This window comes from Actinocrinis sp. (genome assembly GCF_035650855.1).
GTDB lineage: Bacteria > Actinomycetota > Actinomycetes > Streptomycetales > Catenulisporaceae > Actinocrinis.
Genome location: NZ_DASRGV010000049.1, coordinates 1 through 18,038, shown reverse-complemented (window position 1 = coordinate 18,038; position 18,038 = coordinate 1). Strand labels below are relative to the sequence as shown.

The following is an 18,038-nucleotide window of genomic DNA, read 5'->3' as shown; positions in this document are numbered from 1 at the left end:
AAACGCTCATTTATGTCGGAGAACTCGACGGTCATCCCGTTATGACGTTCACGGCGCCATGGACTATTCACGACGTAGAGCTAACCAAACCTGCGAGTCGATATCTCAAATATCTCGCGTCTGGCTTACTCGAATCGCACGGCTGGAGTCTACGCCAGATCGCCGAGTACCTGGCGGAGTGTCCCGGAGCAGCGGGGGAATGGTCTGCTGGCGAAATTGAGCGAGAGATTCAGCCCTGAAACAGAAAAGGCTCTGTCCGAAGACAGGGCCTCTTAGGCATGTGCTGCGCTCATGCTGAGAGCACACGCAGGCCGTGATGGTCGACGTAGTAGGCGAAGTCCTTGACGTTGAAGGTGGCGAGCGGCAAGCCGTAGGTCAGGCAGCAAGCGGCGATCCAACTGTCATTGGTCGGACGGGGGCGGCCGTCCTGCACTGCGCGCGCCGACAGTTGACCCCACACGGTCGCCACATCCGCGTCACCGTTGATGACTGGTTGGGCCGACAGCCACGCGGCGAGCGTGGCTTGCCGCCGCGTACCCCAGAGCCGCAGGCGAACCCACTGGGTCAGCTCGCCGTAGGTCACGAACGTGATGCATGGTTCCCAGCCGACCAGCCGCGCCGCCATCGGCGGCGGAAGCTTGCCCTTAACGATGAGCGAGGACACGTCGGAGTCGAGCACAACGGCCGGCACGGTTCGGGCTACTCCTCAATGCCCAGTTGACGCTGGGTACGGTAGAACGAGATGAACTCCTCCACCTCGTCGTCAGACTCGAATACGCCATCTACCGCCAGCTCGCGCACGTCCGCTATCGGCTTAGAACGCTTCTCACGCAAAAGCTCATCGATCGAACGGCGCTGGTAGCGCGGGAACGGCTCAGCATGCGTCGTCTCGGCAGTCATCGCGCCTCCTTTGCTGCCAAATGCACCTACACCCAGACTACGCGGAGCGGCCTCGAACAAGGCCACATCTGCGGCGATGCGATGCGGAGGGCGTGGGATTCGAACCCACGATGACTCTCGTCATGCCGCTTTTCAAGAGCGGTGCCCTAGGCCACTAGGCGAGCCCTCCCGGCCGCGAGCACGCTCGCGAACCGGCGCCAGTGTCTCACAAGTGCTCAGGTCGGCGGAGAAGCGTTACCGCGCCGGAACCATGATCGTGGCGCCTCTGGGCCAGACGTGGGCCGACGGAATCAGAACACGGCCTCGATACGGCCCGTTCGCTGGTCAGCGGCTTGCGCGGCTCGCTGGCGCACCGGTCTTGAAAACCGGAGTGACGCAAGTCACCGTGGGTTCGAATCCCACGCCCTCCGCCTGAAAGCCACCGCGGTGGAGGTCACTCCGGTCCTCAAGACGGTCGGCCGCGGGACTCAGACCGACAGGTCAGCGGTCCCCGTGCCGATCCGCGTCCTTAGCCGAGCGGGGAGATGCGCACCGCGGTCCCGTAGGCGCAGATCTCGGTCCACACGTCGCCCATCTCCGAGGTGTCGAAGCGCATCGCGATGATCGCGTTCCCGCCGCGCGCCTGCGCCTCGGCGATCATCCGGCCCATCACCTCGTTGCGGCTCTCCACCAGGTTCTTGGTCATGCCGCGCAGCTCGCCGCCGAACATCGACTTGAAGCCGGCGCCCATCTGGCTGAAGGCGTTGCGCGAGCGGACGGTCAGGCCGAACACTTCGCCGAGGACCTGGTCGATCCGGTAGCCCGGCACGTCATTCGAGGTGACGACGAGGAACTGCGGGCCGGTCCATCCTGAGGCATCGCTCATCGGTGCGCTCCAAACTGATTGAGTGACAGGGTGTTCACCGGTACTTCCTATCGCCGTCCGGTGTGTACCACCAGACACGCCACGCGGCCTGACACGATGGGGTAGTGAAGTCCGACTACCAGCGCCCCCAAGTAGTCGCGCACCGCGGCGCCTCAGCCGAAGCGCCTGAGCACACCTTGGCGGCATACCGCACCGCGCTCTCCGTAGGCGCGGATGCATTGGAGTGCGACGTCAGGCTGACGCTCGACGGACACCTGGTGTGCGTCCATGACCGGCGCGTCAACCGCACCTCGGACGGCCGCGGACTGGTCTCCACGCTCGAGCTGGCGCGGCTTGAGGAGCTCGACTTCGGCTCCTGGCACGGCTCGCACGACATTGAGGCTCCGGACCTCGACCGCAATCGGGTGCTGACGCTGCGCCGACTGCTCCGGTTGGTCGCCGAGCACCCGAAGCCGGTCCAGCTCGCCATCGAGGTGAAGCACCCGACCCGGTACGCCGGGTTGGTGGAGCGGCGGCTGGTCGAACTGCTGGACGAGTTCGGCTGGGCTCACCCGCGCAACGGGGAGACGTCACCGGTGCGGGTGATGAGCTTCTCGCGGCTCGCGGTGCGCCGGATTCACCGGCTCGCGCCGCGGCTCGAGACCGTGTTCCTTATGGAGCCGTTCTCGTATCTGTTACGCGACGGGATACTGCCTCGCGGCGTACCGATCGGCGGGCCGGCGATAGAGATTCTGCGTTCGCGCCCGGAGTACGTGGAGCGGCTGCACCGGGCCGGGCGGCGGGTGCACGTGTGGACCGTGGACGATCCGGACGATGTGGAGCTGTGCCTCAAGCTCGGCGTCGATGCGATCATCACCAACCGGCCGCGCGAGGTCCGCGCCCTGGTCGATGCTTGAACCGCGCGCGGCGGTATCGGACGGGGCCTGAGCCCAGGTTGAGCCGGAACCGTCTTTGAACCACGGTTCACGTTCGAACGGGCATGTCATTTCGTATGCGTCGCGTATCCGTATGAATACGCTCTGAGATGCCCTGTCGACCGCCTTTCATTGGTTGCACTACGGCCTGCCTCAAATCTCGGTAAAGCCGGGGCATCGGGAGCGTTGCGCGCCTAAAGCGCCTGCCCGGCGATGGCCTGGGCGGTTTCGAGGTGACGGGTCGTGACCTGGAGCCCGATGGGGCGCACTGGGCGCGGGCCCGGCGTGAAACCGCCGTTGCAAACCGAAACGGGTCGTTTCCCCCGCAGCGGCCATGGGCATCGATCCCATGGTGCCGTCCGGAAATTCCACCGGGGCACCCGGGCGCTGCGAGAGGGGTCGGTGGGGGTGATCATGCCTGTGGCGCGGGTGTCACCTGCCTCGTACACCGGCTATCTGCCGCACTCCTCGGTGAGCGTCCGGCAGGCCCGGGCTCAGCTGGCCTCGGCCCTCTACGAGCGGGACGTGCTCGGATCCCTCGTGGACGACGCGGTACTCATACTCTCCGAGTTCGTGACGAACGCGCTGCGCCATGCCCGCGCGTTGAACTCGGGCACGATCCGCGTCTCCTGGGAGCTGAGCGGCGAGGGCCTGCTGCGCATCGAGGTGACCGACGGCGGCGGAACCACCCGGCCGTCCACGAAACCGTACTCGATGTCCGTCTCGGCGCAAGCAGGCCGCGGCCTGGAGATCGTGGACCGGCTGGCCGACCGCTGGGGCTCCCAGCGCGAGGAAGGCGGCGACGAGTACACGGTGTGGGCCGAGTTGGCCGTGCGAGCCCGGCACGCGGGTCGCAGGCTGCGCGCGGACCGCGCGGGCTCGGTCACCGCGACCGTGACCGCCCTGCCGTCCGCACCGGCCAATCCGAACGACGGCGCGCCGGCCGAACCCGTCAAGCAGCCGAAGGCGAGCGCCCGCAAGCGCCCTTCGCCGGCCGAGCAGCCCGCCGCCGCGGTGATCCACCTGCTGCCGACCTATCCGCAGAGCTGAGCGGAGCCCCTTAGGGCCAGGAGGACGCGGCTGTTAGTCGCGGTGCGGCCGTGAACCACAGTGACCCTGCTGACCGCTGTCCTGTTCCGCCCGCTCGCGTGACGGCCGCGGAACGGGTATTGAAGAACCCTGTAATGCACCGCTCATCCACCGGTCAAGACCGGGCAAAACAGTACCCTCAATCCGCTCAGTGGTCTTGCGAACGCGCTACGCATCCGGGGTAAGGTCAGAACCGGTTCGGCCGCCGGTGCATCCCCCGTCGCCGGCGGCCGGACCGCCCCCGTCGGCGGGCTCGTCGACCGGCCGTTCCTCCCCCTCCGCGCGGCCGGCGTCCGGCCCGTCGTCGCGGCCGGGCGCCAGATAGGCGTCCAGCATCTCGCCGAGTTCCGCCAGCAGCCTGGACACCGGCACCGGACCGCTGGCCGCGGCCGAGACGATGAAGGCCTGCGCGGTCAGCACGATCGCGTGGGCCTGTACCGCGATCGAGCCGCGCCGCACCGAGCCGTCCCGGTATCCCGCGTCCAGCCGGTGCGCCAACAGGGTGATCGCGATCTGCTGCGTACTGCCGAACCGGCTCACCAGATAAGGCATCAGAATCTCGGGCTCGGCCTGGAGCACCTGATGCATGAGCGGATCGGCGTGGAAGGCGCGGACCACGTTGAGCACCGTGTCCACCAGCTTGCGGCGGGCCGGGCGCGGATCCGGCGGCGCGTTCGGCGGCTCCGTGGTGTGCTCGCGCAGGATGCGGGCGAACTCATGCCCCAGCACCTCGCTGATCAGCGAGCCGATGTCGGAGTAGCGCCGATAGAGCGTCATCCGGCTCACGCCGGCTCGCCGGGCGACGTCGTTGAGTGTGGTGTCGTGTACCCCGGCGGCAAGGATGCAGGCCCGCGCCGCGTCGAGGATTTGCCGCTCACTCAGACGCAGGGGGCGGGGACGGCCGCCGTTGGCCGTGGGCACCGAGGGGGTAGTACTCATCACCGCCAGCGTACGCAAAAAGCTACCGGACAGTAACCACCTTGCCCGCAACCGCCGCTCCACTGCCGGAACGGGGACGCGGGCCGGGCTGACGCCATTGTCAGCCGCGACGCTTGAGCAATGACCTCAGTCACGCTGAAGCACGATCGGAACGCCACGTGCGTTCACCGGTTGACGGAAATAGCAGGATCGGTCGAACGCGGTACTGACTCAGTGCTTGACTGAGCGCGGTGCGAGCCGCCGAGTGCCGCGCCGGCCGGGTCACTGTGCGGCGGTCTGCGCAGCTGCGGCGACCAGCCCCGACTCCACGTGCACGACCCCGGCCGAGAGCGGGGCGCCCTGCGCGGCGATCTCCGCGATCGCGTTGTACGCGCCGCTGCCCCCGCTGATCGCGGTCGGGCTCGTCGCGCACAGCCCGGCGGCGTCCGCGGCGGCGATCGTGCACTGCACCTGCACCACGCTGCCGTCGGCCCGGGTCAGGTTGAGCGCGACGGTCTGCTGCGCGCTGGTGCCGTTCGCCACGTACACCCGCGCCGACGCCGAACCGGCGGACTGGTCGACGCACGCCTGGACGCGCACGACGCCGCCGGTCACGCTCGCGGTCAGCGGCGCGCCGCAGAACTCCGGCGTGAGGGCCTGCACTCCGGAACCCGCCGACGGCGAGGGCGTCGCCGAAGTCTGATCGGCTCCCGGCTGCCCGCTGTTCGCCCCCTGGTCTCCGGAGGCGGACAGGATGTCGCGGTTCTTCGCCGGGGGGCTCGCCTGGGCGGCGGCGATGGGCAGCACCACGACGCCGACTACCGCCCCGGCCAGTGCGATCGAGCGCACATGATGCGGCCGCAGCGGCTTGGCGTCGGTGCGGCGGGCGGGTCCGGCGGTCTGCGGCATGAAGCGCGGCCCCCTTCGAACGGGGAGTAAGTGAGAAGGATCAATGGTCTGATCGGATGAACACCGGATCAGTGCCGGACCGAATGTTAGTCCCGCGATCTATCCGGCCGGTAGTGGATTCACTCTTCCGGGCTGCACTTTTGCCGGATCGTGACGACCGGGTGACGGCATAGGATCAGCGAGTGGAAATCAGTGACCTCGCCGTGATCATCCCGGCGTTCGACGAGCAGGCCAGGATCGCCGCCACGGTCGAGGCCGCGGCCAAGGTGCCGGGCGTCGATCTGGTCGTGGTCGTGGACGACGGCTCGGCGGACGCGACCTCGCGTATCGCACGCGAGTGCGGCGCCGTCGTGGTCCGGCACGCGCGCAACCGCGGCAAGGCGGCGGCGATGGAGAGCGGAGCGGCCGCGGTTGCGGCGATCGAGGCGCGCGAGGGCCGCGGCGAGCCTCGGCTGCTGCTGTTCCTCGACGGCGACCTTGAGGCCACCGCGGGCAACGCCGCGCCGCTGGCCGAGCCGGTGCGCTCGGGTGAGGCCGGCATGACCATCGCGACGCTGCCGCCGCAGCCGGGCGGCGGCCACGGCTTCGTGGTGCGGCTGGCCCGCGACGGCATCCGCGCCGCGGTGGGCTTCGAGGCGCGCCAGCCGCTGTCCGGGCAGCGCTGCCTGAGCCGCGCGGCCTTCGAGGCGGCGCTGCCGCTGGCCCGCGGCTTCGGCGTGGAGACCGGGCTGACCATCGACGTGCTGCGGGCCGGCTTCCGGATCGCCGAGGTCGAGGTGGACTTCCGGCACCGGGTCACCGGAACCGATCTCGCCGCTCAGCTGCACCGGGCGCGGCAGTATCGCGATGTCGCGCTCGCCCTCGCGGTCCGGCGCCTCCCGGCCGAGCTGCGTCCGGCGACCTGGCGCGGCCGCCGTTCGGGATGAGGACGAATCCAGTCTCGGCGGCGAACTCACGCGGTCGGCTCGGGCTCGTCCTGATCGCGGCTTCCATAGCGTTGATCGTGCTCACGGGACTGCTCGGGCCTTCCGTAGCCGAGGCCGCGCTGCCGGGCCGCGCGGTCAGCCCGCCGTTCTGGTTCAGCGCCAACCCGCCGGCCTGGCTGGTGACCGTGCTACCGGATCTCGCCCTCGTCCTCGGCGCGGCCGGAATGGCACTCGCCTGGTCGGCGCTGCGGCGGGGCTGGACCCCGCGGCTCAGCGGCTTGATCGCAGGCTCCTGGGGAGCCGCGGGCGCGATGGTGCTCGTGCCGCCGATGCTTTCCGCCGACCACCTGGTCTACGCCGCCTACGGCCGTCTGGTGACCGCCGGCGGCAATCCGTACACCGAGACCGCCGCCACGCTCGCGGCGCACGGCGACCCGATCGGCCTGGCGGTTCAGCCGCCGTGGACCAACACCTCCTCCGTGTACGGTCCGCTCGCCACCGCCGAGCAGGCGCTGGCCTCGTGGATCGGCGGCACGTCTGCGCACACCACCGTGTTCGTGCTCGCCTTCCTGGGCGCGGCCGCGTTCGTGGCGATGGGCGCGATGCTGCGGCGGATCGGCGATCCGGTGCGGGTGACCGTGCTGTTCGGCCTCAACCCGCTGCTGCTGCTGGAAACGGTGAATGCGGCCCACCTCGACGCCTTCGCGGTCTTCTTCGCGGTTGCCGGCCTGTACGCGCTGCATCGACGTCCGGACGCGTTCGGGGCGGCACTCGCGGGCGCGCTGATCGGTCTCGGCTGTGCGGCCAAGCTGTCGCTCGGTCTGGCCGTCCTGGCTGGAATCTGGGGTCTGCGACACCGCTGGCGCAGCGCGGGAGTATTCGTGCTCTGTGCGGCATCCGTCGGAAGCCTGACATACCTGCCCTACGGCCGCGTCGCGCTGCGGCCGGCCCGCGAGGGGGCGCGCATGGTGTCGCTCGGGTCGGCGTGGCGGCCACTGCTCGCGCCGCTTCAGCGCGCGGTGGGTGACGGCACGGCCAGGGATCTGATCTCCGTGTTCGGCTGGCTCGTGCTCGTGCTGCTCGTCATGTTGCTCGCCCCGCTGCTACGCGCACGCAAAGCCGGAGCAGACGCCGACAGCGCCAACGCCGCGACGCCGGCCACGCAATCGCCCAGCGTGCGGGCCGCGGGGTCGCCCGGCGTGCAGGCCGCTCAGGCGCTCGCGCTGCTCGGCGTCGCCTGGGTCTTGGCGGCGCCGTACACGCTGCCCTGGTACGACATCGTCGCCTGGGCGCCGCTGGTCGTGTGCGCGGCCGGCCCGCTGGACCTGCTGCTCATCGCGCGTACCGCAGTTCTCGCCGCTGCTTACGTGCCCGGCCTCGATGTGCCGCTGCCGTCAGGCGTCGCGGGCTGGGCATCGTGGATCAGGTCCGACGCCGCACCCGTGTTCTCGATCGCCGCACTGCTCGCCTGCGCGGCGATCGGCATCTGGCGCTGGCGCGCCCCGCGAGTCTCAGCCGCCGTAGCCCTGTCTCAAGCGACGAAGGGCTGACCGCCGCTCTCGCTCACCATGGGCTTGCCGGCCGCGTACCAAGCCAGCATTCCGCCGGACACGTTCACCGTGGTGCGGCCGGACTGGTTCAGGTACCGCACCGCCTGCTCGGAACGGCCGCCGACCTTGCAGATAACGTAAACGTCACGATCGGCCGGCACCTCCTCCATACGGCCGACCAATTCGCTCAGCGGCAGATGCACCGCCTCCGGAGCGTGGCCTGCCTGCCATTCGTCACTTTCACGCACGTCGATGAGGTATGCCCCGGCGGGCAGGCCGGCGACGTCCACGGCGGGGGTCGGGGACTGGAAGATCATCGAGGCTTCGCTCCGTCTCTGCTGAGTCTGGTGTGGCGGGTGCGCCCTGAAGATCGGGTCAATGCAAGGTTAAGCGAAGCACAGGGAGCGCCGGTTGGTTCACCGAGGGTTCCCCTGGCTCTTGACACCCGATCTGGTCTAGTCCATTTTTGGCATGCCGGGTTGTGCAAGCGCCGGTCGGAAGCGGTGTCGGGAAACCTCCGACGGGACCGTGTTCCGAACGACGCCGCCCAGCCACGGCCGAAACCCTGACACGGGACGGAACACGGGGGCGGACTTCGGTCCCCCAGAATGCCGGGGAGGCAGGCGCCGCTGCCTCCCCGGTCCCTTTCCACGAAACTGTTTTCATCGGCTCGCTTAAGAGTTCGTTCGGCTCGTGACGCCGACCGCCCCGCGCCGTAGCGCGCGGGAAGCCGCGCCGCCATACGGGCCCGATCTCATTACCGATCAGCGGCGCGTTCAAGGTAGCTTTTGCGCTGTGATCGACCTACGAGAGCTACGTGACGACCCGGACCGCTTCCGCGCGTCCCAGCGCGCCCGCGGCGAAGATCCGGCCCTGGTGGACCAGGTGCTGGCGGCCGACGAACGGCGCCGATCGTCCTCGCTCAGGTTCGACACGCTGCGCTCGGAGCAGCGCGGCCTCGGCAAGCAGATCCCCAAGGCGACCGGTGAGGAGAAGGCCGCGCTGCTCGAGCGCGCCAACGAACTGGCCGGCGCGGTCAAGGCCGCGGACGCCGAGCAGAGCGAGGCCGCCGAGGAGGCGCGCCGGCTCGCCTTGGCGCTCTCCAACCTGGTCGAGGAGGGCGTGCCTGAGGGCGGCGAGGACGACTACAAGGTCCTCGAGCACATCGGCACGCCGCGCGATTTCACGGCCGAGGGCTTCGAGCCACGCGACCACGTCGAGCTCGGCCGGATCCTCGGCGCGATCGACCTGGAGCGCGGGGCCAAGGTCAGCGGCGCCCGGCAGTACTACCTGACCGGGGTCGGCGCGCTGCTGGAGTTCGCCCTGCTGAACCTGGCGATCCAACAGGCGCTCAGCTACGGCTTCACCCCCGTGGTGACCCCCTCGCTGGTCAAGCCGGGGGCGATGCAGGGCACCGGATTCCTCGGCCAGGCCGCGGAGAACGTCTACCACCTCGCCGAGGACGACCTGTACCTGGTCGGAACCTCGGAAGTGCCGCTGGCCGCCTACCACATGGACGAGATCCTGGACGCCTCCGCGCTGCCGCTGCGGTATGCCGGCTACTCGTCCTGCTACCGGCGCGAGGCCGGCTCGTACGGTAAGGACACCCGCGGAATCATCCGGGTGCACCAGTTCGAGAAGGTCGAGATGTTCTCGTTCTGCGCCCCCGAGGAGGCGCAGGAGGAGCATCGGCGGCTGCTCGGCTGGGAGAAGGAGTTCCTCAGCCGGCTCGAGCTGCCGTTCCGGGTGATCGACGTGGCGGCCGGAGACCTCGGCTCCTCGGCCGCGCGCAAGTTCGACTGCGAGGCGTGGATCCCGACCCAGGGCCGCTACCGCGAGGTGACCTCGACCTCGAACTGCACCGGGTTCCAGGCCCGCCGGCTGTCCGTGCGGATGCGCGACGCCGACGGGGTGCGCCCGGTGGCCACGCTCAACGGCACGCTGTGCGCGATGACCCGGATGATCGTGGCGATCCTGGAGAACCATCAGCAGGCTGACGGGTCGGTCCGGCTGCCCGAGGCGCTGCGGCCGCATCTCGGCGGCCGCGAGGTTCTCAGCCCCCTGGCCAAGTAGCAGGCGAACCCCCGGCCGACGGATCGGGCGCCGGCTCTCGGCGTCCCGGTCCGCGCCGCCGCGGCGAGACCGGACCGTCCGGCGGTTGAGACGCCGTGGCGGGAGGGGGCGCGTTCGCGGAACCGCGCTCCCCCGGAGTGCGCGCGGGCGTAAAGTACCGCCATGCCACGCCACTCTCCGCTGGCGGCACTGCTTCGGCGCTATGGGATCGCCGAGGTGCTCGGGTTCAGACCGCTCGACGAGGGCCTGCTCAACCGCTCCTTCGCGGTGCGCACCGGCTCCGGTCGGCTGTTCCTGAAGCACTACCTGGATCAGGAGCCGCACACGATCCGGGCGCAGCACGCCGCGACGACCGCGCTCGCCACGCGGGGACTGCCGGTCGTGGCCCCGCTCGCCGACTTGTCCGGCAGAACCCTGAATCGGGCCGGCTCGCGGCTGTTCGCGCTCTATCCGTGGGTCGACGGCGAGCATCGGCCGGGACTCGTCCTCGAACTCGAACAATGCCGGGCGCTCGGCGCGCTACTCGGTCGGCTGCACGACGCACTGGACGACATCCTCGGCCCGGTCGCTCAACCCCTGACGCAGCCCACGACGCAGGTGGACGAGGCACGTGCCAAGGCTCTGCGATTGCTGGACCTGCTGCGCAACCGGCCAGTGCGTGAGGGCATTGACGACCTGGCCGAGTTCCGGCTGGTGGAACGGCTGGGCCTGCTCGGCAAGCTCGCGCACCGGCGGCCGACCGACCGTGCGCTCCTGACCGTGGGCCACGTACACGGGGACTTCCACGGCCTCAACGTCTTTCATCGCGCGGACGGCGAGATCTGCTCGGTGGTCGACTGGGACCGGCTCAGTGTGCAGCCGTACGGCGAGGAGTTGGTGCGTTCCGCGCTCATCCTGTTCGTCGATCCGCACGACGGGCAGCTCGACCTCGCCCGCGTGCGCGAATACGTGCGCGGATACGTCGACGTGCGGTCGTGGATGGCCGACGAACTGGCCGCGGCCGTGCACCGGTTGTGGTGGGAACGGCTGACCGACTTCTGGATGCTCAGCTGGCGCTATGAACGCCAGGATGCCCGCACCGACGAACAGTTCCCGGCGGCCTCGGCACTGGTGGTGTGGTGGACGCACCACTACGAGAAGGTCCTCGACGCGTTCTGCGGCTGACCGCGTCAGGCGGCGTACTTACCAAGCGGGGCACTCAGCGAGCAGGCCACTTAATCAGACACAGGACTCTTAGTCGCGGTTACTGAACGCACTGATACCGCAACAGCTCGACGCCGTTGCCGAAGGTGCGGCTCTCCAGGAGCCGGAAGGAAGTCTTCGCGGTTCCCGGCGGAAACAGCGGCTTGCCCGCGCCGATCACGATCGGCTGCACGTAAAGCCGGTACTCGTCGACCAGGCCGTGCCGTAGGAACTCCGCGGCCAGGTCGACGCCGCCGAGCGCCAGGTCCCCGCCGGGTTCCTCCTTCAGCCGCCGGACCTCCTCCGGCGCGACCTCGCGCACGATCTCGGCATTCCAATCGGCCTTCTGCAGGGTCCTGGAATAGACCAGCTTCGGCATCTCGCGCCAGATCCGGGCGAACTCGACCACCGGAGCCGGAGCGTCAGGGTCCTGGTCCGCGGTCGGCCAATACTGCGCCATCAACTCGTACATCACGCGTCCGTTGAGGAACGCGCCCATCGCGCTCAGCTGGTGGTTGAAGTGGTAGTGCAGTTCCTCGTCGACCAGATGCCAGTCCAGCTCGCCCTGCGGTCCCTCGATGAATCCATCGAGGGACACACACATCTGCACGACGATCTTTCGCATTAGAGGTACGGCCCCGCGGCGGCGGAGTTGCCGTGCGGCTGCTCCGCGGACATGCCGGGCGGCAGCGCCCTGCGCATCTGCTCCAGCTGCGCCCGCGCCGCCATCTGCTGGGCGAACAAGGCCGTCTGGATGCCGTGGAAGAGCCCTTCCAGCCAGCCGACCAGCTGCGCCTGGGCGATCCGCAGCTCCGCCTCGCTGGGCACGCCCTCCTCGGCGAACGGTAGCGAGAGCCGCTCGAGCTCGCTGATCAGCTCGGGCGCCAGGCCCTTCTCCAGCTCCGCGATCGAGGACTTGTGGATCTCCTTGAGCCGCGCGCGGCTGGCCTCGTCGAGCGGCGCGGCCCGCACCTCCTCGAGCAGCTGCTTGATCATCGAGCCGATCCGCATGACCTTCGCGGGCTGCTCGACCATCTCGGCGACGCTGGTCGGGTCCTCGCCGTTGCGCTCGTCGGCCGGCTCCTCGGGCTCCGCGCCGGTCTCGACCACCGGGTGCCCGTCAGGGCCGACCACGACGTAGCGGCCAGCCCGGAATTCGGTCTGGTCCTGGTATTCCGAGTTCTGCAGGTTCATCGGCTGCTCCGGCGGGACGACGGTCGGCGGGGTGACAGGTGTGATTTATACAACGAGCAGCACTTTACCGACGTGCCCCGACGATTCGACGAGCCGGTGCGCGGCGGCCGCCTCGGACATCGGGAAGCGCTGATCAGCGACCACGGTCAGGGTGCCGGATTCGGTGAGCGGCCAGACGTGCTCGCGCACCGAGGCCACGATGGCGGACTTCTCGGCGACCGGCCGGGCGCGCAGCCCGGTCGACAGGATCGCGGCGCGCTTGGCCATCAGCCGGCCGAGGTCCAGCTCGCCGCGGACGCCGCCTTGAAAGCCGATGATCACCAGGCGCCCGTTGACCGCCAGCGCCTCCACATTGCGGCTCAAGTACGAGGCGCCCATGTTGTCCAGGATGACGTCCGCGCCGTGCCCAGCCGTAATCTCGCCCAGCCGATCGACGAAGTCCTCGGTGCGGTAATTGATCGCCGCGTCCGCGCCGAGATCGCGGCAGCGAGCGACCTTCTCCGGCGAGCCCGCAGTCGCCACAACGCGCGCGCCGAGCGCCTTGGCGAGCTGGATCGCAGCCGTACCGATGCCACCGGTGCCGCCGTGCACAAGCAGCGTCTCGCGCGGCTGGAGGGCAGCGCCCATGAACACGTTCGACCAGACGGTGCATACGGCCTCAGGCAGCCCGGCGGCGGTAACCAGGTCGACGCCCTTCGGCACCGGCAGCACCTGACCGGCCGGAACCGCGACCCGCTCGGCATAACCACCCCCGGCCAGCAGCGCACAGACCTCGTCGCCGACGTTCCAATCGCTGACGCCGTCGCCGAGAGCGGCGATCCGGCCTGAGCACTCCAGCCCGGGGATCTCGCTCGCGCCGGTCGGCGGCGGATAGAAGCCCGCCCGCTGCAGCAGGTCGGCCCGGTTCACCGCGCTGGCGGCGACCTCGATCAGCACCTCGCCGACGCCGGGCACCGGATCGGGTGCATCCGTCCACGCGAGTACCTCGGGGCCGCCGGATTCCGTGATCTGGATCGCCTTCATGCCCCCACCCTAAAACCTCGCGCGGCGTGGCCTGCGGGCGGCGCGGCAACCCGGCTCGGCTTCTGGAAGCGAGCCGGGATCGCGGTCAGGCTTCGTGCGCCTCTTCCTGAGCCTGCTGGTGCGCCTCGGCTGCGGCGGTGAGCGTGGCCACGACGCTGTCGAGTCCTTCCAGGCTTCCGCCGATCCCGAGTGCGTAACCGGCCAGGAACGTGGTCAGCGGCGCGGCGGGGCGGGCTACCGAGTGCGCGGCCGCCCGGGCGAGCTCAAGCAGGGCTGTCTGCTGCGCGGCGGTCAGCGCGAGTTCGGGACGGCCGAGTTCCGCCGCGGCCTCGCTGAGCCAGGAGTCGAACATCCGCTGTCAGTTCCCTTCCTCAGCCCGCACCCGGACCGTCGAACATGGATCACGTCGCGGAATCGGCGATCCGCCGCGCCGCGTCCACATCCTCCCAGGTGTCGCAGTCCAGCACGGAATTCCCAGGCTGCGTGATCCGAAGCAGATGCAGATCACGAACCAGTCGGCGCAGTGGAAGGCCGCGCACCCCGTCCGGCCCGTACTCAGCGATCTTCGATTCGAGCGCCTCGCGCCGGTACACGGCGTTCAGCCACTGTTCGCGACCCTCCGCGTCCACGGCGACGGCGCCGTCGTAGCCGGGCTCCGCTGCGCCGACTGCTGTCCACAGGCTGTGGACAGCAGTCGGCGTCAGGAAGGGAAGATCGGCGGCGAAAACGCCGATCCAGTCATTCGAACCCTTGGTGACTTCCGCGAGTGCGGCGAGACCTGCGGCGATGGCCGCGACCGGACCGCCCCCCGGCGGCTCCTCGCGGACCCAACGCACTTCACGTCCCGTTGTCCTCGGCGGCCCCACGATGACGAGTTCCCCCGAATCGCCCACGTCCGCGTCGGTGAGCGTGGCGCAGGCCGCAATGACTCGGTCGAGAAGAGTTCTTCCGCCGACCTCGACCATCGGTTTGTCCGCCCCGCGCAGCCGACGCGCCTCCCCGCCCGCGAGTATCAGAACGTCCACGCGCTCAGTAAACGCACATGGCCGGGTTCTTCGCTACGCGGCGACACGCTCGGGCGGCTTCAGGTCCCGCTCGAAGTGGATCATCGCGCCGCGGGCGGGGTGGTTGCGGATGTCCACCCGATCGCACAGCGCCTCGATCAGCATCAGACCCCGGCCGCCCTCGGGGGTGTCCGCGATGCTCACCGCCGCGAGCCGCGGCTGCCGGCCGCCCTTAGCGGCCGTCGAGTGCTCGGTGAGTCGGCGCGGAGCGAATCCGACCCCGTTGTCGATCACGTCGATCCAGCAGCGCTCGTCGCTGATCCCGGCCGCGACCCAATAGCCCTCGGCCTGCCCGGCGTGCTCGATCACGTTCGCGCATGCCTCGGTGAGTGCCACGCCCAGGTCGAAGGAGACGTCGGGATCCATCCCGGCGAGCGTCGCGGTGTCCCGCAGCATCCGCCGGGCCTTCCCCACGCTCTCCGCCTCTCGGGGCAGTAGCAGGGTCCAGTTGACGTCCACGAGCCACAACCTCCCACGGTCGAGGGGCACGCAGTTACGTATTACCGCTCGCGCGGATCAATACGCGCTCAAAGGCCGTGAAACGCGACACGATGTCGCAGTGAGATCACTCATACGGATGTATGTCGGGCACGAAGGAGCTCGCGAGACGGCTACGCACCGCGGTGCGAGGGAGGGATACCGTGGTGACCATGTCCGTTGAGCAACCAGTGCGCTACGCCTACCTCGGGCCTGAAGGCACCTTCACCGAGGCGGCGCTGCTCGCCCTACCGGAAGCAGGGTCGGTCGAGGCGGTGCCGTGCCCGACCGTGCCGTCAGCGCTCGATGCGGTACGCCGCGGCGAGTGCGCCGCCGCCGTCGTGGCCATGGAGAGCTCGGTTGAGGGTGCGGTAACCGCGACCATCGACGAATTGGCCTCCGGAGAGCCGCTGATCATCGTGCGCGAACTGCTGCTGTCTGTCAGCTTCGCGCTGCTCGTGCGGCCCGGTACGGCGCTCGAGGACATCAAGACCGTCGCCAGTCACCCGGTCGCCGAGCCGCAGTGCCGGCGCTGGCTCGGCGAGAACCTTCCCGACGCGCGCTGGGAGGCGGCCACCTCGAACGCGCACGCGGCCCGCCAGGTGCAGGACGGGGTCTACGACGCGGCGCTGGCCGGCTCGTTCGCGGCCGCGCGCTACGGCCTGGCGGTGCTGGCCGAGCCGGTGCACGACATCGCCGGCGCGCAGACCAGGTTCGTGCTGGTGACCAGGCCGGGCTCGGTTCCGCCGCCGACCGGGGTGGACAAGACCTCGATCACGGTCGGCCTGCGCGACAACCACCCCGGTGAGCTGATGGAGATCCTTGAGCAGTTCGCGACCCGCGGCGTGAACCTGTGCCGGATCGAGTCGCGGCCCACCGGCCAGGGGATGGGCCGCTACTTCTTCTTCATCGACTGTGAGGGGCACATCGCGGACGCGCGGGTCGGCGAGGCGCTCATGGGGCTGCGCAGATCGAGCGCTAACATGCGCTTCCTCGGTTCGTATCCGCGTGCGGACGGCCAGCCGCCGGCGCTGCGGTTCGGCACCAGCGACGAAGAATTCACGGCGGCGCGCGCCTGGCTCGACGACGCCCGCGGCGGCTGCTCCGCGTGACACCGTGCAGGTCGCAGTCGGCGTGACGGGGTGCCGCTGCTGACGTCGCGTCAGACGCCGCGCCGTGTGCATCCGCACGTGAGGACGGCAAGTTCCCGCCACAGGTCTCACCTGGCGTCTTGAGTCAGTTACGCTAGGCCACAAGACTGATTCCCGGCCGTTCGCGCGTATTTGCCGAACGGCGGCGCCGAAAGGACGGCGCAGGGCGGCGCGAGAGGGCGTACCGGGGCGGGATGTCCGGGAGGCCGCTTCGGTGCGGGATCAGCGGGTAGTCCAGCGAGCACGGATCGACGCACGAGGGGGTTGACGTTGGCGCTCGTAGTCGTGGTTCCGGGACCGAGTGGACCAGGCGGCTCCCGGTCGCCCGGCGCGCGGTCGCTCGGTCCACTCTCGGTCGGCCCGCTGTCGGTAGGTCCGGTCTCGGTCGGTCCACTATCTGTCGGCTCCGGGGTACGCCGCACGGACTCGGTACAGCGCGTCGTCACCGCCCTCTCGTCCTCGGTGCGTGCGGTACGGGGACCGGTCCCGCGATCAGGGGACGTCGTCGTACTCGACGTCGCAGACCTGTTCGCCGGCCGCACCGAGCACGACAAGACGGCGTATCAGGGCGCCGGAAAGGCGTCGGCTGGCGCTAACGGCGTCGCGACGCGCGATGAGAACGAGGAGCTGACTGAGGCGCTGCTGAGCGGCTGGTGGACCTCGGCGACCCGGATCGGCACGTTCGAGGGGCACGCGGATCGGCGGCGCCGGCCAGGACCGGGCTCGTCCCACACCTCCGAAGCCCAGAACTCGTCGTCGTCCCACAACTCGGCATCTCAGAACTCAGTGCCGTCCCAGAACTCAGTGCCACCGGGCGAGACCCGGCCGTCCGGCGCGGTGGACCCCGGAGCGGAGGCGACCGACGGCCCCGACGGCCCGGTCCGGATCGCGGCCCTGTCCGCCGCCCTGGGCGCGAGCCCTTACTTTCGCGGTTCCCCGGATTTGGCCGCGGCGGAGGCCCGTGCGCTGAGCCGCTATCTGACCGACCTGAAGCTGCGGCACGAGGTGCGCGACCGGACCCAGGCGGCGATCCTGCCGGACACCAAGGTGGTGGTCGGCCACGGTATCGGCGCGCTGATCGCCTACGAGGCGCTGTGCGCGCTGAGCGACGCGGTCTCGGTCGCCTTCGTCTCGCTGGGCGCCGCGATGTGCGGGCCGCAGCAGGTCTTCGCCCGGCTGGAGCCCGCACCACGCAACGAACAAGGGCACTGGCCGGCCGCGATACGCCGCTGGTTCAATGTCGTGGCGCACTCCGACCCGACCGCGATGATCGCCCCGCAGCTGACCGAGCGCTTCGGCCCGGGGATCGAGGACGAGGTCATCGAGATCAAGAGCAGCTGCGGCGACCTGCAGCCGTACCTGCTCGACCGGGCCACCGGCCGGGCACTGGCCACCGGACTGATCGGCTAGCGCCCTATCCGAAGAAGCCCAAGCCCGGCTTCTCCTGCTGCGGTTGAGCCGGATACGGCGTCGCGTACTGCATCGGAGCCGGCGACTCGGTCGTGTACATGGTTTGGCCGTTGTGCACGCCGCCTGCTGCGTACGCGGACTCAGTGGCAAACGCGGGATCAGCCGTGTAGGCGTGCTGTGCCGTATAGCCCGGCTCAGCCGCCGCATAGGTGCCATTCGTCGCATATGCGGCATCTGCCGTGTACACGCCGTGCAGCTCCCGCTCCTTGTACTGGATCTGCTGGTAGAGCCGCGCGTACAGGGCGTCAAGCGCCCGCTCGGCCCCGAACTCGGCGAGTACCTGACCCAGCGGGCTGGAAAGCAGCGTCTCCCGCTCGACCCGCGCCTCTGCGG

20 protein-coding genes, 1 tRNA gene and 2 pseudogenes are annotated in these 18,038 nt (G+C 69.7%); 9 read left to right on the top strand and 14 right to left on the bottom strand.

The window, feature by feature from the left end; genetic code table 11:
- Positions 1 to 239: pseudogene (locus VFB40_RS03995) on the top strand (histone deacetylase); the annotation flags it as partial.
- Positions 240 to 289: 50 nt separating this feature from the next.
- Here VFB40_RS03995 and VFB40_RS03990 read toward each other — a convergent pair.
- The 4 genes from VFB40_RS03990 to VFB40_RS03975 all read right to left on the bottom strand — a co-directional run bounded on the left by VFB40_RS03990 (position 290) and on the right by VFB40_RS03975 (position 1,765).
- Positions 290 to 691 (bottom strand): type II toxin-antitoxin system VapC family toxin, encoded by a 402-nt coding sequence (locus tag VFB40_RS03990; protein ID WP_324840495.1) that lies wholly within the window; start codon positions 689 to 691, stop codon positions 290 to 292.
- 8 nt (positions 692 to 699) lie between these two features.
- Positions 700 to 900 (bottom strand): hypothetical protein, encoded by a 201-nt coding sequence (locus VFB40_RS03985; protein ID WP_324840496.1) that lies wholly within the window; start codon positions 898 to 900, stop codon positions 700 to 702.
- An 84-nt stretch (positions 901 to 984) separates the two neighbouring features.
- Positions 985 to 1,069 (bottom strand) — tRNA-Ser (locus VFB40_RS03980).
- A gap of 339 nt (positions 1,070 to 1,408) precedes the next feature.
- Positions 1,409 to 1,765 (bottom strand): YbjQ family protein, encoded by a 357-nt coding sequence (locus tag VFB40_RS03975; protein ID WP_324847894.1) that lies wholly within the window; start codon positions 1,763 to 1,765, stop codon positions 1,409 to 1,411.
- Positions 1,766 to 1,869: 104 nt separating this feature from the next.
- On the opposite strand from VFB40_RS03975, the gene VFB40_RS03970 reads away from it, so the two are divergent.
- Together VFB40_RS03970 and VFB40_RS03965 are read left to right on the top strand one after the other, a co-directional pair.
- A complete protein-coding gene (locus tag VFB40_RS03970; protein ID WP_324847893.1) occupies positions 1,870 to 2,661 on the top strand; it encodes a glycerophosphodiester phosphodiesterase in 792 nt (263 codons plus the stop codon).
- A gap of 432 nt (positions 2,662 to 3,093) precedes the next feature.
- Positions 3,094 to 3,729, top strand: coding sequence for an ATP-binding protein (locus VFB40_RS03965; protein ID WP_324847892.1), 636 nt, complete (start codon positions 3,094 to 3,096; stop codon positions 3,727 to 3,729).
- A gap of 207 nt (positions 3,730 to 3,936) precedes the next feature.
- Here VFB40_RS03965 and VFB40_RS03960 read toward each other — a convergent pair whose 3' ends face one another.
- Both VFB40_RS03960 and VFB40_RS03955 read right to left on the bottom strand, forming a co-directional pair.
- Positions 3,937 to 4,707, bottom strand: a complete 771-nt coding sequence (locus VFB40_RS03960) for a TetR/AcrR family transcriptional regulator (RefSeq protein ID WP_324847891.1) — start codon at positions 4,705 to 4,707, stop codon at positions 3,937 to 3,939.
- A gap of 261 nt (positions 4,708 to 4,968) precedes the next feature.
- Positions 4,969 to 5,595, bottom strand: coding sequence for a hypothetical protein (locus VFB40_RS03955; protein WP_324847890.1), 627 nt, complete (start codon positions 5,593 to 5,595; stop codon positions 4,969 to 4,971).
- A 182-nt stretch (positions 5,596 to 5,777) separates the two neighbouring features.
- Here VFB40_RS03955 and VFB40_RS03950 point away from each other — a divergent pair, with 182 nt between their 5' ends.
- Both VFB40_RS03950 and VFB40_RS03945 read left to right on the top strand, forming a co-directional pair.
- Positions 5,778 to 6,521: a glycosyltransferase family 2 protein gene (locus VFB40_RS03950; RefSeq protein WP_324847889.1), complete on the top strand. Its 744-nt coding sequence runs from the start codon at positions 5,778 to 5,780 to the stop codon at positions 6,519 to 6,521.
- Complete coding sequence (locus tag VFB40_RS03945; protein WP_324847888.1) at positions 6,518 to 8,071, top strand: MptA/MptB family glycosyltransferase; 1,554 nt, start codon at positions 6,518 to 6,520, stop codon at positions 8,069 to 8,071. The genes VFB40_RS03950 and VFB40_RS03945 overlap by 4 nt, the downstream gene beginning before the upstream one ends.
- On the opposite strand, the gene VFB40_RS03940 is transcribed toward VFB40_RS03945, so the two are convergent.
- Positions 8,053 to 8,385, bottom strand: coding sequence for a rhodanese-like domain-containing protein (locus tag VFB40_RS03940; protein ID WP_414642027.1), 333 nt, complete (start codon positions 8,383 to 8,385; stop codon positions 8,053 to 8,055). The genes VFB40_RS03945 and VFB40_RS03940 overlap by 19 nt on opposite strands.
- A gap of 481 nt (positions 8,386 to 8,866) precedes the next feature.
- On the opposite strand from VFB40_RS03940, the gene serS reads away from it, so the two are divergent.
- On the top strand, positions 8,867 to 10,144 hold the full coding sequence (gene serS, locus VFB40_RS03935) for a serine--tRNA ligase (RefSeq protein WP_324847886.1): 1,278 nt from the start codon (positions 8,867 to 8,869) through the stop codon (positions 10,142 to 10,144).
- A gap of 162 nt (positions 10,145 to 10,306) precedes the next feature.
- Positions 10,307 to 11,308 carry a phosphotransferase enzyme family protein gene (locus VFB40_RS03930; protein ID WP_324847885.1) on the top strand — a complete coding sequence of 334 codons (1,002 nt, stop codon included), beginning with the start codon at positions 10,307 to 10,309 and terminating at the stop codon, positions 11,306 to 11,308.
- Positions 11,309 to 11,387: 79 nt separating this feature from the next.
- On the opposite strand, the gene VFB40_RS03925 is transcribed toward VFB40_RS03930, so the two are convergent.
- The 6 genes from VFB40_RS03925 to VFB40_RS03900 form a co-directional block, all read right to left on the bottom strand.
- The gene (locus VFB40_RS03925) at positions 11,388 to 11,951 is read right to left on the bottom strand and encodes a dihydrofolate reductase family protein (protein ID WP_324847884.1); all 564 of its coding nucleotides are present in this window, start codon (positions 11,949 to 11,951) and stop codon (positions 11,388 to 11,390) included.
- Positions 11,951 to 12,520: a bacterial proteasome activator family protein gene (locus VFB40_RS03920; RefSeq protein ID WP_324847883.1), complete on the bottom strand. Its 570-nt coding sequence runs from the start codon at positions 12,518 to 12,520 to the stop codon at positions 11,951 to 11,953. Before VFB40_RS03920 ends, VFB40_RS03925 begins: the two co-directional genes overlap by 1 nt.
- 45 nt (positions 12,521 to 12,565) lie before the next feature.
- Positions 12,566 to 13,543 (bottom strand): NAD(P)H-quinone oxidoreductase, encoded by a 978-nt coding sequence (locus tag VFB40_RS03915; RefSeq protein WP_324847882.1) that lies wholly within the window; start codon positions 13,541 to 13,543, stop codon positions 12,566 to 12,568.
- A gap of 85 nt (positions 13,544 to 13,628) precedes the next feature.
- The gene (locus tag VFB40_RS03910; RefSeq protein ID WP_324847881.1) at positions 13,629 to 13,895 is read right to left on the bottom strand and encodes a DUF6457 domain-containing protein; all 267 of its coding nucleotides are present in this window, start codon (positions 13,893 to 13,895) and stop codon (positions 13,629 to 13,631) included.
- A 49-nt stretch (positions 13,896 to 13,944) separates the two neighbouring features.
- The gene (mobA, locus tag VFB40_RS03905) at positions 13,945 to 14,508 is read right to left on the bottom strand and encodes a molybdenum cofactor guanylyltransferase (RefSeq protein ID WP_349261334.1); all 564 of its coding nucleotides are present in this window, start codon (positions 14,506 to 14,508) and stop codon (positions 13,945 to 13,947) included.
- Positions 14,509 to 14,601: 93 nt separating this feature from the next.
- Positions 14,602 to 15,066, bottom strand: coding sequence for an ATP-binding protein (locus VFB40_RS03900; protein ID WP_324847879.1), 465 nt, complete (start codon positions 15,064 to 15,066; stop codon positions 14,602 to 14,604).
- Between the two features lie 191 nt (positions 15,067 to 15,257).
- Between VFB40_RS03900 and pheA the strand changes: the two genes are divergently transcribed.
- Together pheA and VFB40_RS03890 are read left to right on the top strand one after the other, a co-directional pair.
- Complete coding sequence (gene pheA, locus VFB40_RS03895) at positions 15,258 to 16,196, top strand: prephenate dehydratase (protein ID WP_324847878.1); 939 nt, start codon at positions 15,258 to 15,260, stop codon at positions 16,194 to 16,196.
- A 501-nt stretch (positions 16,197 to 16,697) separates the two neighbouring features.
- Positions 16,698 to 17,645 carry a hypothetical protein gene (locus VFB40_RS03890; protein ID WP_324847877.1) on the top strand — a complete coding sequence of 316 codons (948 nt, stop codon included), beginning with the start codon at positions 16,698 to 16,700 and terminating at the stop codon, positions 17,643 to 17,645.
- Positions 17,646 to 17,649: 4 nt separating this feature from the next.
- Here VFB40_RS03890 and VFB40_RS03885 read toward each other — a convergent pair.
- Positions 17,650 to 18,038, bottom strand: a pseudogene (locus tag VFB40_RS03885) (hypothetical protein); the annotation flags it as partial.

Coding starts and splice junctions, on each gene's coding strand:
- VFB40_RS03985 (WP_324840496.1), bottom strand. CDS start 900: ATGACTGCCGAGACGACGCATGCTGAGCCGTTCCCGCGCTACCAGCGC.
- VFB40_RS03975 (WP_324847894.1), bottom strand. CDS start 1,765: ATGAGCGATGCCTCAGGATGGACCGGCCCGCAGTTCCTCGTCGTCACC.
- VFB40_RS03965 (WP_324847892.1), top strand. CDS start 3,094: ATGCCTGTGGCGCGGGTGTCACCTGCCTCGTACACCGGCTATCTGCCG.
- VFB40_RS03960 (WP_324847891.1), bottom strand. CDS start 4,707: ATGAGTACTACCCCCTCGGTGCCCACGGCCAACGGCGGCCGTCCCCGC.
- VFB40_RS03955 (WP_324847890.1), bottom strand. CDS start 5,595: ATGCCGCAGACCGCCGGACCCGCCCGCCGCACCGACGCCAAGCCGCTG.
- VFB40_RS03945 (WP_324847888.1), top strand. CDS start 6,518: ATGAGGACGAATCCAGTCTCGGCGGCGAACTCACGCGGTCGGCTCGGG.
- VFB40_RS03930 (WP_324847885.1), top strand. CDS start 10,307: ATGCCACGCCACTCTCCGCTGGCGGCACTGCTTCGGCGCTATGGGATC.
- VFB40_RS03925 (WP_324847884.1), bottom strand. CDS start 11,951: ATGCGAAAGATCGTCGTGCAGATGTGTGTGTCCCTCGATGGATTCATC.
- VFB40_RS03920 (WP_324847883.1), bottom strand. CDS start 12,520: ATGAACCTGCAGAACTCGGAATACCAGGACCAGACCGAATTCCGGGCT.
- VFB40_RS03915 (WP_324847882.1), bottom strand. CDS start 13,543: ATGAAGGCGATCCAGATCACGGAATCCGGCGGCCCCGAGGTACTCGCG.
- VFB40_RS03910 (WP_324847881.1), bottom strand. CDS start 13,895: ATGTTCGACTCCTGGCTCAGCGAGGCCGCGGCGGAACTCGGCCGTCCC.
- mobA (WP_349261334.1), bottom strand. CDS start 14,508: ATGGTCGAGGTCGGCGGAAGAACTCTTCTCGACCGAGTCATTGCGGCC.
- pheA (WP_324847878.1), top strand. CDS start 15,258: ATGTCCGTTGAGCAACCAGTGCGCTACGCCTACCTCGGGCCTGAAGGC.